A 15,876-nucleotide genomic window follows, 5' to 3' on the forward strand; every position below is an offset into this window, starting at 1 on the left:
AATGATAAAGGATGAATACGTATGAGAACTGCAAATAAACCAATATCCGAAACCCGGGTAGTCATTGGAATGTCGGGAGGAGTCGACTCATCCGTCGCTGCTCTTCTCTTGAAAGAACAAGGATACGATGTCATTGGAATCTTCATGAAAAACTGGGATGACACCGATGAATTCGGTGTTTGCACAGCAACTGAAGATTACGAGGACGTCATAAGCGTATGCAATGAAATTGGAATTCCCTATTACGCTGTCAATTTTGAACAGCAATATTGGGATAAAGTATTCACCTACTTCCTTGAGGAATATAAAGCAGGAAGAACACCGAATCCGGATGTTATGTGCAATAAGGAAATTAAATTCAATGCATTCCTTGACCACGCTATGAGCCTCGGAGCGGATTTCCTTGCGACAGGGCATTACGCGCAAGTCGTCGAAACGGATGAAGGCGTCGCCATGCTCAGAGGAAAAGATGAAAACAAAGACCAGACCTATTTCCTCAATCAGCTGTCACAGGAGCAGCTGCAAAAGGTCATGTTCCCGATCGGCGGTCTTGATAAGTCGGAAGTGCGTCAAATTGCCGAGCGTGCAGGGCTGGCTACCGCGAAGAAAAAGGACTCGACCGGCATTTGCTTCATCGGGGAAAGGAACTTCAAGGAATTCCTCGGACAATATTTGCCCGCGCAGCCAGGAGATATGAAAACGATGGACGGCAAAACTGTCGGGAAACATGATGGCTTGATGTATTACACGATCGGCCAACGCCATGGGTTGGGGATCGGCGGTGCCGGCGATCCGTGGTTTGTTATCGGCAAAGACCTGATCGAGAACACATTGCTTGTCGGACAAGGGTTCCATCATGACGCCCTATATTCCGACAGCTTGACTGCTATCAATATCAGCTTCGCAACTGCCCGCACATTACCGGACACTTTTGAATGCACAGCGAAATTCCGCTATCGTCAACCGGATACGAAAGTGACGGTTAAGTTGACAGGTGACAAAGGTGCAGTAGTCACATTCGCTGAACCTGTCCGGGCAATCACTCCGGGTCAGGCAGTCGTCTTTTATGACGGTGAAGAATGCCTCGGCGGCGGGACAATCGATAAAGTCGTGAAAAATGGAGTGCAATTAGATTACGTAGGATGAAAGGAAACGCTATGGAATACAATGAAATTGGTATTAAAGCCCTTCAAGAAGGGGCATACGAAAAAGCTATCGAAGCCTTCATGAAGGCTGCGGAGGAGGAGCCGGACAACCCGGTCGGCTATATCAATCTCGGGAACGTCTTCGCCTCTGCCGGTGACACCGAAAGGGCTGAACGCTTCTTCCAGAAAGCAATCAGCCTTGATGAAAATGCGGGTTCAGCACTTTATGGCCTCGGCAATCTCTATTATTCCAACGAACGGTTCGAAGAGGCGGCGATTGTTTATGAAAAGGCGATCCGTGCAGGCCTGAATGAAGCAGATGCCTTTTTCATGCTTGGAAAGAGCTTAAAGCAATCAGACAAATCAAAGCTCGCATTGCCGTATTTCCAAAGGGCTGCGGAGTTGGCGCCGGATGATCTTGAAATCCGTCTCGCATTCGGGATCCTGTTAGCTGAGATGGAGCTCTTTGAAGAGGCTCGGAAAGAATTGTCGCTCGTCTTGGAAAAGGACGACGAGAATGCAGATGCCCACTATAATTTAGGTGTGCTGTATGCAGTCTCGACGGATCGGAAGGATGATGCGCTTTTCCATCTGGAGAAGGCGTTCACGATCGAACCTGAACATACGCAGGCAAGATATATTTACGATATGATTAAATTAGCTTAATTTCCAAAATGGGCGGATACGCAAGGCGGTGATCTGTATGGCTGAGGGAAAAGGGAATAATGAAGCGGTTTTCATCGTTGGACGGCCTGTCGTCACTATTTTCCACAATCCTGATAATCTTTTTTCCATTGTGAAAATGAAAATAACTAAAACGAATAGCGGCTATGAGGATAAGGAAATTGTCATTAAAGGGAATTTCCCTCCATTGGCGAATGAGGATGACTACAGACTTACGGGCAGGCTCGTCAATCATGCGACATACGGAAAGCAGTTCGATGTCCATACGTTTACGAAAGAATTGCCTGAAACCGAAACGGGAATCGTACATTACTTATCCGGTGATCTATTTCCGGGAATCGGAAGGAAAACTGCCGACACCATCGTAAAAACGTTGGGCAAAGACGCTATCAAACAGATTTTGGAGAACCCCTCAGTGCTTGATCGCGTTCCAAAGCTTTCGGAAGATAGGAAAGAGACCCTTGTCACAGTACTTCAGGAAAATCTCGGGTTGGAACGAAGCATGGTGCAATTGAATGAGTGGGGATTCGGTCCCCAGCTTTCGATGCGGATCTATCAGACCTATCGTGAAGAAGTCATCGAACTGTTGAAAGAGAATCCGTACAGGCTGATCGAGGACGTAGAGGGAGTGGGATTCCAACGCGCGGATGAATTGGGAAGACATTTGGGGCTTACAGGCAAACATCCTTCCCGGGTGAAAGCCGCAATCCTCCATACGATGAACCAAGGAGTCCAGTCTGCTGGTCATGTCTATTTAGAGGCGGAGTCGGTTTTGCCCGAAGTGAAGCGGCTATTGGAATCAAGCCAAACGGAAGAAGTGCCATTCGACCAAATTTCCAGATGCATCATGGAATTGGTTGAGGAAAGTAAGCTGTGCGGCGAAGGCAGAAAGCTATATATCCCTTCACTCTATTTTTCGGAAATCGGCATTGCCTCCAAAATGGAACGGATCATGGAAAATGACCTTTCCGACAAGTTCCCGGTTTCTGAAATCCGCAAGGCGATCGGTGAAGCGGAGGAAAGGCTCGGCGTCAATTATGCAGAAACCCAAGTGTCGGCAATCGAGAAGGCGCTCCATTCACCTGCCATGATTTTGACCGGGGGACCCGGAACGGGGAAAACGACCGTCATACGCGGGTTAGTAGAAGTGTATGCCGAGCTCCATGGCCTTTCACTCGACCCTAAATACTATGTTGAAAAAGAAGAGACCTTTCCAATCGTTTTAGCGGCTCCAACAGGGCGGGCCGCGAAGAGGATGTCTGAATCGACAGGGCTGCCTGCAATGACTATCCACAGGCTTCTAGGCTTCAATGGACAGGAAAAAGATGACGCGGTCGGCAGGGAAGTGGAAGGGCGGCTCATCATCATCGATGAAATGTCCATGGTTGACACATGGCTCGCCCATCAGCTCCTGAAAGCGCTACATGACGAAATCCAAGTCCTATTCGTCGGAGACCAAGACCAACTTCCGCCTGTCGGTCCAGGTCAAGTGTTAAAGGACATGCTTGATTCGGGAAAGATCCCAGTCGTAGAGTTGACCGAAATTTATCGACAAAGTGCAGGGTCGACAATCATCGAGATGGCTCATATGATTAAAAATGCAAAATGGACTGATGACGTCACTCGAAAAACAACGGATCGGTCTTTTATCAAGGCAAGTGGGGACCAAATACTAGAGGTCGTGGAACAGGTCGTGAAAAACGCCGTTTCGAAAGGCCATCACATTAAAAACATCCAAGTATTGGCGCCTATGTATAAAGGGCCTGCCGGCATTGATGGATTGAATAAGATGATACAACAGATGGTCAATCCGCCGGGACCCGACAGAAAAGAAGTCGCCTTTGGGGATGTCGTCTATCGAATCGGCGACAAAGTGCTGCAACTTGTCAATCAGCCAGAAAGCAATGTATTCAACGGAGATATGGGCGAAGTCATCTCCATTATCAAGGCAAAAGAAACTGTCGATAAAAAGGAAATGCTGATCGTTTCCTATGACGGCATCGAAGTTGAATATGAGCGAAATGACTTAAATCAAATTACGCTCGCCTACTGCTGCTCCATCCATAAGTCGCAAGGAAGTGAATTTCCGATTGTCGTCATGCCGATTGTACGAGGTTACAGGAAAATGCTCCGGAGAAATCTTTTGTATACGGGAATTACGAGAGCCAAGAACTTCCTGATTCTTTGCGGCGAGCCGGAAGAATTTAAAATTGGCATTAACCGGACAGATGAACTTGAACGGCAGACGACATTGAAAGACCGCTTGCGCAAGGAATCCACCGTCGAAATACAGGAAGAAAAAGCGCAAGTCCCACTAAGCCGGGAACAACAAGACGAACCTATTGAAACCTCTGACGAGATGCCTCAAAGCCAGAAAGAGTATCGGCTGACGATGGAGACGATCCTTGGAATCGACCCGATGATCGGGATGCAAGGTGTCACCCCTTATGACTTTTCGGAGGCGATGGATTGACACGGGAGCGGCAATTCCTTATAATCCAAAGTATCATAGAAAAACCGATGACGGAGAAAGTACGCTTACCGCCATGCTCAGAAAGGAATCCCAAGGCTGCAAGGATTCCCATGGCCGTTTGACGGAAAGCTACTCCTGAGAGCAACTAACACTTGCCGTTAGCCGCGTTAAGGCTTCTTGAGATACCGGCTTTCCGCCGGTAAATTAGGGTGGTACCACGAAAAATCTTCGTCCCTTGTACAGGGGCGGGGATTTTTTTATTTTCACCTTATTTATTTATTTATTGGATTGGCGAGTTCTTTATTTTGGATTGAAGCGGAAGCCGGCGACTCCTGCGGGAATAGCACGAGCTGAAAGCCCCGCAGGAACGCAGTGACGAGGAGATTGAAGCTGTGCCCGCGGAAAGCGTCCGGCTGAAGCGAAAATCCAGGTATGATGGCAACTTGACCATAAGGAGGAATAACAATGAAAAAATTAACAGCATCTGAAATTAGAAAAATGTTTCTTGATTACTTCAAAGAGCACGGCCATAGCGAAGAACCATCAGCGCCCCTAGTGCCAATCGACGATCCATCACTTCTATGGATCAACAGCGGCGTCGCGACACTGAAAAAATACTTTGACGGGCGCATCGTCCCAACAAATCCACGAATCGTAAATGCACAAAAGTCCATTCGTACGAATGACATCGAAAACGTAGGAAGAACTGCACGCCACCATACATTCTTCGAAATGCTCGGGAACTTCTCAATCGGCGATTACTTCAAAGAAGAAGCGATCATCCGTGCATGGGATTTCCTGACGAATGAAAAATGGATCGGCTTCAACCCTGAGTTGCTGTCCGTTACTGTACACCCGGAAGATGACGAAGCATACTCAATTTGGAGAGACAAAATCGGAATTCCAGAAGAGCGAATCATCCGATTGGAAGGGAACTTCTGGGATATCGGAGAAGGTCCGAGCGGCCCGAACTCAGAAATATTCTACGACCGCGGTCCGTCATTCGGCGATGATTTTTCGGATCCGGAATTATATCCAGGCGGCGAAAACGACCGGTACCTGGAGATTTGGAATTTAGTATTCTCCGAGTTCAACCATAATCCGGACCATACGTATACGCCGCTTCCAAAGAAAAACATCGATACAGGGATGGGGCTTGAGCGGATGGCCTCTGTCATCCAGGAAGTGCCTACGAACTTTGATACCGATTTGTTCATGCCGATCATCCATTCCGTGGAAAAAGTGTCCGGCGAAGCGTACGGAAAAGATGATGTGAAGGACACGGCATTCAAAGTGATCGCGGACCATGTCCGGACGGTTGCGTTCGCAATCGGCGACGGCGCATTACCGTCCAATGAAGGAAGAGGATATGTCCTCAGAAGACTATTACGTCGCGCTGTGCGCTTCGCAAAACAATTAGGCATCAATAAGCCATTCATGTATGAACTCGTCCCTGTCGTCGGGGAAGTGATGCAAGACTTCTACCCGCAGGTCAAAGATAAAGAAGCTTTCATCATGAAGGTCATTAAAAATGAAGAAAATCGTTTCCATGAAACGTTGAATGAAGGAATAGCGATTTTGACTGGTGTCATTGATAAAGCGAAGGCGGCTGGAAATCCGGTCGTATCTGGCGCAGATGCATTCAAGCTATATGATACGTACGGTTTTCCATTTGAGCTGACAGAGGAATTTGCGGAGGAGGCGGGGGTTACCGTCGATCGTGCTGGATTCGATGAAGAAATGGATAACCAACGGAAACGCGCCAGAGCTGCGCGAAATGACGTAGATTCAATGCATGTTCAATCGGAAGTGCTTGGCAACATTCATGCAAAAAGCGAATTCATCGGATATGATCAACTGTCCTGCGAGACACGGATCGTTGCCCTATTGCATAATGGCGAATTGATTGCACACGCTTCTGAAGGCGATGAAATCCAGTTCATTCTTGATCGCACACCTTTCTACGCGGAAAGCGGCGGGCAGATCGCCGATAAAGGAACTGTCTCGAGCGATACATTCATCGTTGATGTGAAAGATGTCAAAAAGGCTCCGAACGGTCAACACTTGCATACTGCGGTTGTTCGTTCAGGAGAAATTGCTGACAACGCGGAAGTATTGGCTGAGGTAGATGCGGAATCTCGTAAATTAACCATTAAAAACCATACAGCTACACATCTGCTTCATCAGGCGTTGAAAACTGTTCTTGGTGAGCATGTCAACCAGGCTGGCTCTTATGTCGGTCCAGACCGTCTCCGTTTTGACTTCTCCCACTTCGGACAGGTGACGAAGGAAGAACTGGAACAAATCGAAGAAATCGTTAACGCGAAGATTTGGGCCGATATTCCTGTCCAGATCGAACAGAAACCGATTAAAGAAGCAAAAGAGATGGGTGCTATGGCGCTATTCGGTGAGAAATATGGAGACATCGTCCGCGTCGTTTCAGTCGGGGATTACTCCATTGAATTATGCGGTGGATGCCATGTGCCAGCAACGTCAACAATCGGACTCTTTAAGGTCGAATCGGAAGGCGGCATCGGAGCAGGGACTAGAAGGATTGAAGCGGTCACGGGTCAAGAGGCATATCATTCCTTTAAAAAGGAAGAGGCGCTTCTTACGGAAGCTGCTGCATTATTGAAATCTAATCCGAAAGATGTTGTTACAAAAGTCGGCTCATTCCTGTCGGAAATGAAAGAGCTTCAACGGGATAATGAATCGCTTTCGGCGAAGCTTGGGAACAGTCAACTTACAGACATTCTAGCAACTGCGCAACAGATTGACGATGTGACAGTGCTTTCGGCAAGGGTCGATGTAAAAGACAATAATGCTCTGCGTCAAATGATTGATGAATTGAAGCAGAAAGTAAGCAAAGGTGTAATTATCCTCGGGGCTGCAGCTGATGGGAAAGTTCTACTGGCAGCAGGAGTGACGGAAGATTTGAAAAACGGGAACTTCCATGCAGGGAAAATCGTCAATCATGTAGCATCTCTTTGTGGTGGTAAAGGCGGAGGCCGTCCGGACATGGCGATGGCAGGTGCGAAGGATGCTTCTAAACTTGATGAAGCACTTCATTCCGTGTATGATTATGTCAAATCCGTTTAAGTGGAAATGGAAGTCGGGTATAGAGTTAGTGGGAAAGGTATCCGATTTGCTAACGGACGATTGGAAAGCGGGGTGTCGACTATGAATTCATACGACAAGACGATGAAATTCAACTTTCCTGAAGAATCGATGGAGCAGGAAGTGAAGCAGGTCATGCTCCATGTGCACAAAGCACTGGAAGACAAGGGCTACAATCCCATCAACCAAATTGTCGGTTACCTCTTATCGGGCGACCCGGCTTACATCCCTCGCCATTATGAGGCGCGTAACCTCATAAGGAAATTGGAGAGGGACGAGATTCTCGAGGAATTGGTTAAGTTTTACATCCGTGAAAACGGGGGTCAGACGAATTGAGGGTAATGGGATTGGACGTCGGTTCCAAAACGGTCGGGATTGCAATCAGCGATGCTCTTGGGTGGACAGCCCAAGGCATCGAAACGATTAAAATCGATGAAAGCGCCGGCCAATTTGGCATGTCCAGAATTCAAGAGCTTGTAGCAGAATATACGGTCACCTCTTTCGTAGTCGGATTTCCGAAAAACATGAACAACTCAGTAGGTCCGAGAGGGGAAGCATCCGAAAGGTTCGCTGAAATGTTGGAAGAGGCGTATGGTTTTCCTGTCATCCTTTGGGATGAGCGATTGACGACGATGGCAGCGGAACGCATGTTGATCGATGCCGATGTCAGCAGGAAAAAAAGAAAGACTGTCATCGATAAGATGGCGGCAGTCATGATACTCCAAGGGTATCTTGATTCAAAAAACAGATGAGGTGATTGTAATGGAACATGGACAAGAAACAATGACAGTCGTAGACGAGCACGGTGTGGAGCATGTATGTGAGGTGATTTTCACATTCGAATCAGAGGATTTCGGGAAGTCATACGTCCTTTATCATATTTTAGGCGAAGATGAAGTGGGCGATGATGAAGAAGTGGAGATTCATGCATCGGCGTTCATCCCATCGGAAGACAACGAAGACGGCGAGCTATTGCCGATTGAGACTGAAGAAGAATGGGACATGATCGAGGAAATGTTGAACACATTCCTTGAAGAAGAAGAGGACGAAGAATAATCCATATTGTGCACGGACGACGGAATGGTGCAGGCCATTCCGTCTTTTCACTGCAATGGAACTTTTTTTAGATAGTATTTTGTTCGAATAGAGGTGATGGTGGATGGATAATGGTTCAAAAAAGGATCAAATGTTCCAAAAGATGATTGAACAGAAAAAAGAAGTAAAGATTGTCAGGCGAATCGTTTTTGTTGTGGCGCTCGTTCTGATAATTGGCGGCCTGATCGGAGGCCGGGCGGTCTATAAATACATAAGTGAGGCCCTTCAACCGGTCGATCCGAACTCGGAAGAAGTAATTGAAGTGGAAATCCCGATCGGTTCGGGCTTATCGTCAATTTCGGAAATGTTGGAAAAAAAGGGGCTCATTAAAGACGCGAAGATCTTTAAATACTACGCGAAATTCAATAATGAATCACAATTTCAGGCTGGTTCCTACGGGTTGACAAAATCAATGACATTAGATGAATTGATCGAGAGCTTGAAGACGGGAAAAGTGTATAGGACCCCCGTATTTACAATGACGATTCCAGAAGGACTGACATTGGACCAAATTGCAGCAACCGTGCAAAAGCGGATAGGCATACCTGAAAAAGAGTTTTTGGATTATGTCAATGACGAACAAACAATTGCCAATCTGATGGGACGATATCCGAACATCCTAACAGAAGAAATATTGAAAGAGGATGTCCGCTATCCGTTGGAAGGGTATTTATTCCCTGCGACGTATCCATTTTATGAAGAAAAGCCGTCAGTCGAAACGGTTGTGACGACAATGCTGAATGCAACGTCGGACAATATCACACCGTATTTTGCATTTTTGGAAAGCAAAGAGAAATCGGTCCATTGGCTGCTCACATTTGCCAGTCTGCTTGAAAGGGAAGCGACTTCAAATACAGATCGCGAAACGATTGCAAGCGTCTTTTACAATCGGATGGATGAAGGAATGCCATTGCAGACGGATCCTACGGTGCTATATGCATTAGGCAAACATAAGGATCGGGTCCTATTTGAAGATCTTAAAATCGAGAATCCGTACAATACGTATGTCCATACAGGCCTTCCGCCAGGTCCGATTGCAAATGCCGGCAGATCTTCGATTGAAGCGGTCGTAGATCCTTCCTTCACAGACTACTTTTATTTCCTTGCCGACAAGGAAGGGAATAACCATTTTGCGAAGACCTATGATGAGCATTTGGCAAATCGGGCAAAATATATTGATTGAATGATCCAAAAGATTGGAAGTGCATGTATGAAAGACTTTGAATCCTACATTTCCGGTTTGCGGGAAGAAGACAATCCGTTACTCCGCGAAATGGAGGAATTCGCCGCAGAACACCGGATTCCGATCATGGATAGTAGCGGAATGGAAACGTTCATCGGCCTGCTTCGAATTCAACGTCCGAAGCGAATACTTGAAATTGGAAGCGCAATAGGCTATTCTGCTATCCGGATGGTTTCTTCTTTGAAGGAAGCTTCAGTCGTCACGATTGAGCGGGACAAAGAGCGGTATGCATCCGCCGTGGACTATATTGAGCGAAGCGGCTTCGGAGAGAGGATTACGATCATTGAGGGAGATGCCCTTCTCCTGTCAGATGATATGCTACCTCCAGTATGGTATGATGCCCTTTTCATCGATGCTGCAAAGGGACAATATAAACGGTTCTTCGAAAAATACTCCGAGTTTGTAGCGAAGGGCGGCATAATTTACTGTGATAATATGTTCATGCATGGCGCCGTGATGGTTCCGGATGAAGAGGTGCCGAAGCGGAATCGGACAATGATCCGTAATCTGAAGGAATTCACTTCATGGGTCATGAAGCATCCGGATTATGAAACCTCATTGTTGCCGGTTGGTGACGGCATCCTGGTTGCTGTGAAAAAGAGGGACTGAGCAATAGCCCTGTATTTGTGGGAGGAAAAGAAATGGATAAAAGAAAACCTCTTGTCATCGGTATAGCCGGTGGTTCGGGATCAGGAAAGACAAGTGTCACTAATCGAATTTATGACGTGTTTAAGGAACATTCAGTTGTTGTCATAGAACAGGATTTTTATTACAAGGATCAATCCCATCTTAAATTTGAAGATCGATTGTTGACGAACTACGATCATCCGTTAGCATTTGATACGGATCTGCTCATAGACCATATCGGAAAGCTGCTTAATCGGGAGACAATCGAAAAGCCGGTTTATGATTATGCGCTCCATACAAGATCAGAACGGAAAATAGCGATTGAGCCGAAAGATGTAATCATCCTTGAAGGAATTCTTGTTTTGGAGGATGAAAGGCTCCGTGATTTGATGGATATTAAACTCTTTGTCGATACGGACGCGGATCTGCGAATCATTAGACGTCTAATGCGGGACATTAATGAGCGGGGACGCACAATCGAGTCGGTTATTGAACAATACCTCTCCGTCGTCCGTCCGATGCATAATCAATTCATTGAACCGACGAAACGGTATGCGGATATTATCATTCCCGAAGGCGGTCATAATGAAGTTGCAGTCGATCTGATGGTCACGAAAATAAAAACAATTCTTGAATTTGGTACGAACTTGTAATATGATGTAGTCAGAATTCAATATAAATGAGCCTATGTCGCATACCTCTCGCAGGAGCGGCATAGTGTTTTTATGAACAGGAATATGAGGAGTGTTGAATAATGGTATCAGAGAAAAAGTTCCCGATGACTGCGTCGGGTAAGAAGAAATTAGAAGAAGAGCTGGAGTTTCTAAAAACTGTAAAACGTAAAGAAGTTGTGGAGCGCATCAAAATTGCACGAAGCTACGGCGACCTATCGGAGAACTCGGAGTACGATTCTGCAAAGGAAGACCAGGCATTTGTCGAAGGGAAAATCTCTTCACTGGAATCGATGATCCGCAACTCCGTCATCATTACAGAGGATGAAATGAACACTGATGAAGTTCAACTTGGGAAAACGGTTACATTCAAGGAACTTCCTGACGGAGACGAGGAGACATATACAATTGTCGGCTCTGCAGAAGCAAATCCTATTGAGGGATTGATTTCCAATGATTCACCTATTGCAAAAGGTTTGATCGGCAAAGGTAAAGGCGATGAAGTGAAAATCACGACTCCTGGAGGAGAAATGTCGGTCGTTATTGTTGAAATCAAGTGACCTGGAATGGCCGCCTTCAAATGAGGGCGGCCATTCAACATTAACGCTAATAGGGGGAAGGTTATATGAAAGGGAATGAACCCAGATTCTCGCGTGTCAATCGCAAGAAAATGCGCAATCGCAGCAATCGGCTATTAAATAGTATGATCGGGCTTGTCATCTTACTGATTCTCATTGTAGGTGCTTCCATCATAACTGGGAATAAAGATGATGAAGGAAAAGAGATCGCCTCTGAAGAAAAGGTGCTCGATGAAGCTGGTTCATCCAACGATGAGACACAAAAGGAAGAAAATGATTCTATCTCCGATTCAGAAGATGAAGAGGGAGCGGATGGACATAGTGATACGGAAGGTGACGATTCGGAAGAGTCTTCAGCACCTAGCAAAGAAGCGGAAGGAACTGCCGACAGCGAGGACGGTGCTAAGGATGAAGAGGGAACAGGTATGGTGACAATCGTTCCGGGTACTGATGAAATCATTAAGGAAACTATCACCAATCCGGCATGGAAGCCGATCGGCACAGACCAATCAGGTGAGCATATTTCACAATATGAAGCAAATTCTATAGATTATATCGAAAAGAAAAAAGCTATTGCCTACGCGACTGGCTTCTCTGAAGATGAATTATTCTATAAGAGGGTTAAAAATGGCGGCGGACCACAAAAATCAATCGGAATCGTTACGACGAAGGATGGATCTAAAATATTCCGCGTTTATATCGAGTGGATTGATGGGGAAGGCTGGAAGCCGGTTAGCATGGACGTTTTAAGAACATTGGATTTTGATTATTGAACAGCAAAGGATAGTCAACAGGAGGATTAGTAATGAAAATTGCGATCATTGGTGCAATGGAACAAGAAGTTGAAATTTTAAGAGGGAAGATTGAGTCGCCAACAAGTCGTGAGATTGCTGGTTGTGAGTTCATTGAAGGTAATATCGGTCAACATGAAGTCATTCTTGTCAAAAGCGGCATTGGAAAGGTGAATGCGGCGGTTGCGACGACAGTGCTTATTCAGGAATATCGACCTGATGCAGTATTAAATACCGGTTCAGCTGGTGGTCTTAAAGAATCCCTTGAAGTTGGTACGATCGTTATTTCCGATGAAGTGAGACATCATGATGTCGATGCAACTGCCTTTGGTTATGAAGTCGGACAAGTTCCAGGAATGCCTCCATCTTTCCCGGCGGATGAAAAGCTTATTCGGATTGCCAAGGAAGCGGTCGTGGAGGTAGGCGAGCATGAGTATGCGGTCGGATTGATCGCTTCCGGTGATGTGTTCATGAGTGATGCGGCACGGGTAGAAGTTGTAAAAGGACAATTCCCAACAATGATTGCAGCTGAAATGGAAGCCGCCGCAGTTGCGCAAGTGTGTCATCAGTTCGGAACGCCATTTGTCGTCATCCGTGCATTATCCGATATCGCAGGCAAAAAATCATCGATTAGTTTTGATGAATTCTTGCCTCTTGCAGCGAAACATTCTTCGGAAATTGTCATGCGCGCCATCTCGAAATTTTAAGGTGATTATGGTAAGATGATAGCAGGTTGCATTTTGCTGTGAAGGAGGTAATAAGATATGTTTTATCTAATGGCAGGTGTGTTTTTCGTGACGACAGTCATTGCGGTTGTTATCGCGCGTGAGGTAAGTGCAGACTGATAAGACAAGCAGTACAGATAATGAAATGAAAAGAGGCGTTTCCTTTCTTAGGGCCGTGGCCCCATGTTAGGAAACGCCTTTTCATTTGCAGTAGTTGTGCACTTTTCATTCATTATACTCATGCTTGAATAGCTGGTACAGTTTAACAATCGCTCTTTTTTCGATACGTGAGACATAGCTTCTTGATATGTTGAGCTGCTGCGCAATTTCCTTCTGAGTCATTGGTTGATCGTCGAGCAGACCATACCTTCTTTGAATGATCTCTAATTCTCTTCCATCCAGCTTTCCGAGATGGCGGTATAGCCTTTCCTTTTGCTCTTTCTGCTGTACAGTATCGATTGGTGCTTCCTCATCGGTCTGCAACAGATCTGCTATCTGAAGGGACTGTCCGTCCTTGTCAGTTCCGATCGGATCGAAAAGCGATACATCCTTCTGCACTTTCTTTTGCGTTCGTAAGTACATCAGTATTTCATTTTCGATACAGCGGGCTGCATACGTCGCAAGTTTCGTCTTACGATCAAGAGTGAAACTGTTCACGGCTTTCATGAGCCCGATTGTACCGATGGAAATATAATCGTCTAGTTGTTCGTGTTTTGGATGGAATTTTTTTACGACATGAGCGACAAGGCGCATATTCCTTTCAATGAGTTCATCTCTCGCACTTTCATCACCTTCTGCCAGCCGTTGCAAGCAATCTGCCTCTTCCGCTTTTGAAAGCGGTCGACGGAACGCCTGCCCCCTGATATAGCCGACCATAGCAGGAACTTCGACCCACAGTTGGACAAGGGCCATGACAAACCCGCTCATCGGTCCACCTCCTGTGTCGTTATATGACAGCATATGCGATGAATGCTTGTTTACATTCAGTAAAACGTACGAGGAAATCGAACAGATTTCCGGCTTGGTCCATTCCGTACCATTGGATGCCAGTATGGTATAATCGGAATACTATTAGTGAAATAACGGAGTGGATAACTTGTATAAAATTTTCTTGCCGGATGAATATGTAAAAGACATCTTTCAAATTTCACCCGAAGCCTTAATTGAAAAAGGGATTAAAGGGATTATCACGGATTTGGATAATACGCTTGTGGAATGGGATCGACCTGAAGCTACGCCTGAAATCATGGAATGGGTACGAAGGATGCAGGAAGCCGGCCTCCAAGTGACAATTCTTTCGAATAATAATCAAAGCCGGGTGGAGTCTTTCTGCGGTCCGATTGGCACGCCATTCATTTGCGATGCCCGAAAGCCATTAGCGAAGAATTTTAAAAAAGCCCTTGCAATGATGGGTTTGAAAAAGGAAGAAGCCGTCATGGTCGGCGATCAGCTTATGACAGATGTTTTGGGCGGCAACCGTTTCGGGCTCCATACAATTTTAGTCGTGCCCGTAGCAAGCTCGGACGGATTTGTGACAAAATTCAATAGGATGATCGAAAGAAGGATTATGGCGAAACTGAAAAGACAAGGATTGATTAAATGGGAGGAATAAGTTTGGAGCGACTTACATGCATAGGTTGTGGAATTGAAATTCAATCAGAGGATCCGAAAAAGGAAGGATATGCACCTGCAGCTTCTTTGGAGAAAGAGGAAGTCATTTGCCGCCGCTGCTTCCGCTTGCGGAATTACAATGAATTACAGCCCGTCTCCTTATCTGGTGACGATTTCCTTGCGATATTGAATGGCATCGGCGAAAAAGACGGGTTAATCATCAAAGTCGTTGATATATTTGATTTTAACGGCAGCTGGATCAACGGCTTGCAACGTTTTGTCGGCAAAAAAGACATTCTTCTGATCGGCAATAAGTCCGATATTCTTCCTAAATCGATCAACCGGAACCGTATGATCAATTGGATGAAGACAGAGTCAGCGAAGCTTGGATTGAAGCCGATTGATGTATTGCTCATTTCTGCGTACAAAGGGCATGGCATGGAAGAGGCACTGAATGCCATTGATAAATATCGGAAAGGGAAAGACGTCTATGTTGTCGGATGCACGAATGTGGGAAAATCAACATTCATAAACCGGATCATAAAAAATGCGACCGGCATGGGCGAAGTGATCACCACTTCCCATTTCCCGGGAACGACATTAGACCTTGTTGAAATTCCACTTGACGATGGAAAGGCCATTTACGATACACCGGGCATCATAAACAACCATCAGATCGCCCATCACTTGGATACGAAGGATTTGAAAGCGATCACGCCGAAAAAGGAACTGAAGCCAAAAGTATTCCAATTGAACGCGGAGCAGACTTTATTCATCGGCGGTCTTGCAAGGTTCGATTTTCTATCAGGCGATCGCTCATCATTTACAATTCATGTTTCCAATGAATTACCGATTCATCGGACAAAGCTTGAGAATGCCGATTCGTTATATGCCACCCATCTCGGCGAAATGCTTTCCCCACCGAGCGGTGATTCCATTGAAAAGATGCCACCACTAGTAAGGCATGAATTCTCGATCAAGAAACCGAAAATGGATCTTGTCATTTCGGGATTGGGTTGGATCACTATACAGCATCCTGGTGTCGTCGTTGCAGTACATGCACCGCGTGGAGTTGATGTAGTACTGCGTCCATCGCTTATTTAAGGAGGGCTGCTT

Annotated in this window: 16 protein-coding genes; 15 read left to right on the forward strand and 1 reads right to left on the reverse strand. The window is 45.9% G+C overall.

Annotated elements, in window-relative coordinates; genetic code table 11:
• Positions 1–21: 21 nt before the first annotated feature.
• The 13 genes from mnmA (at position 22) to mtnN (ending at position 13,131) form a co-directional block, all read left to right on the forward strand.
• A complete protein-coding gene (mnmA, locus tag M3191_RS09765; RefSeq protein WP_251700209.1) occupies positions 22–1,146 on the forward strand; it encodes a tRNA 2-thiouridine(34) synthase MnmA in 1,125 nt (374 codons plus the stop codon).
• An 11-nt stretch (positions 1,147–1,157) separates the two neighbouring features.
• Positions 1,158–1,811, forward strand: coding sequence for a tetratricopeptide repeat protein (locus tag M3191_RS09770; RefSeq protein ID WP_251700210.1), 654 nt, complete (start codon positions 1,158–1,160; stop codon positions 1,809–1,811).
• Positions 1,812–1,848: 37 nt separating this feature from the next.
• A complete protein-coding gene (gene recD2, locus M3191_RS09775; RefSeq protein ID WP_251700211.1) occupies positions 1,849–4,302 on the forward strand; it encodes an SF1B family DNA helicase RecD2 in 2,454 nt (817 codons plus the stop codon).
• A gap of 465 nt (positions 4,303–4,767) precedes the next feature.
• Positions 4,768–7,401 carry an alanine--tRNA ligase gene (alaS, locus tag M3191_RS09780; protein WP_251700212.1) on the forward strand — a complete coding sequence of 878 codons (2,634 nt, stop codon included), beginning with the start codon at positions 4,768–4,770 and terminating at the stop codon, positions 7,399–7,401.
• Between the two features lie 81 nt (positions 7,402–7,482).
• Entirely contained in the window at positions 7,483–7,755 is a 273-nt protein-coding gene (locus M3191_RS09785; protein ID WP_251624673.1) for an IreB family regulatory phosphoprotein, read from the forward strand.
• Complete coding sequence (gene ruvX / locus M3191_RS09790; protein ID WP_251700213.1) at positions 7,752–8,171, forward strand: Holliday junction resolvase RuvX; 420 nt, start codon at positions 7,752–7,754, stop codon at positions 8,169–8,171. Before M3191_RS09785 ends, ruvX begins: the two co-directional genes overlap by 4 nt.
• Positions 8,172–8,181: 10 nt before the next feature.
• A complete protein-coding gene (locus tag M3191_RS09795; protein ID WP_251700214.1) occupies positions 8,182–8,475 on the forward strand; it encodes a DUF1292 domain-containing protein in 294 nt (97 codons plus the stop codon).
• Positions 8,476–8,578: 103 nt separating this feature from the next.
• Positions 8,579–9,697: an endolytic transglycosylase MltG gene (mltG, locus tag M3191_RS09800; RefSeq protein WP_251700215.1), complete on the forward strand. Its 1,119-nt coding sequence runs from the start codon at positions 8,579–8,581 to the stop codon at positions 9,695–9,697.
• A gap of 27 nt (positions 9,698–9,724) precedes the next feature.
• The gene (locus tag M3191_RS09805; RefSeq protein WP_251700216.1) at positions 9,725–10,366 is read left to right on the forward strand and encodes an O-methyltransferase; all 642 of its coding nucleotides are present in this window, start codon (positions 9,725–9,727) and stop codon (positions 10,364–10,366) included.
• A gap of 32 nt (positions 10,367–10,398) precedes the next feature.
• Positions 10,399–11,037 (forward strand): uridine kinase, encoded by a 639-nt coding sequence (gene udk, locus M3191_RS09810; protein WP_251700217.1) that lies wholly within the window; start codon positions 10,399–10,401, stop codon positions 11,035–11,037.
• 101 nt (positions 11,038–11,138) lie between these two features.
• Complete coding sequence (gene greA, locus M3191_RS09815; protein ID WP_251700218.1) at positions 11,139–11,615, forward strand: transcription elongation factor GreA; 477 nt, start codon at positions 11,139–11,141, stop codon at positions 11,613–11,615.
• Positions 11,616–11,680: 65 nt separating this feature from the next.
• Positions 11,681–12,406: a YrrS family protein gene (locus M3191_RS09820; protein WP_251700219.1), complete on the forward strand. Its 726-nt coding sequence runs from the start codon at positions 11,681–11,683 to the stop codon at positions 12,404–12,406.
• 32 nt (positions 12,407–12,438) lie between these two features.
• Positions 12,439–13,131 (forward strand): 5'-methylthioadenosine/S-adenosylhomocysteine nucleosidase, encoded by a 693-nt coding sequence (gene mtnN / locus M3191_RS09825; protein ID WP_251700220.1) that lies wholly within the window; start codon positions 12,439–12,441, stop codon positions 13,129–13,131.
• Between the two features lie 243 nt (positions 13,132–13,374).
• Here mtnN and sigK read toward each other — a convergent pair whose 3' ends face one another.
• The gene (gene sigK / locus M3191_RS09830; protein ID WP_251694341.1) at positions 13,375–14,076 is read right to left on the reverse strand and encodes an RNA polymerase sporulation sigma factor SigK; all 702 of its coding nucleotides are present in this window, start codon (positions 14,074–14,076) and stop codon (positions 13,375–13,377) included.
• Between the two features lie 169 nt (positions 14,077–14,245).
• Between sigK and M3191_RS09835 the strand changes: the two genes are divergently transcribed.
• Entirely contained in the window at positions 14,246–14,761 is a 516-nt protein-coding gene (locus M3191_RS09835) for a YqeG family HAD IIIA-type phosphatase (protein WP_251700221.1), read from the forward strand.
• Entirely contained in the window at positions 14,749–15,864 is a 1,116-nt protein-coding gene (gene yqeH / locus M3191_RS09840) for a ribosome biogenesis GTPase YqeH (RefSeq protein WP_251700222.1), read from the forward strand. Before M3191_RS09835 ends, yqeH begins: the two co-directional genes overlap by 13 nt.
• The last annotated feature ends 12 nt before the right edge of the window (positions 15,865–15,876 follow it).

Origin of the sequence: Sporosarcina luteola, from assembly GCF_023715535.1 — a bacterium.
Lineage (GTDB): Bacteria > Bacillota > Bacilli > Bacillales_A > Planococcaceae > Sporosarcina > Sporosarcina luteola_B.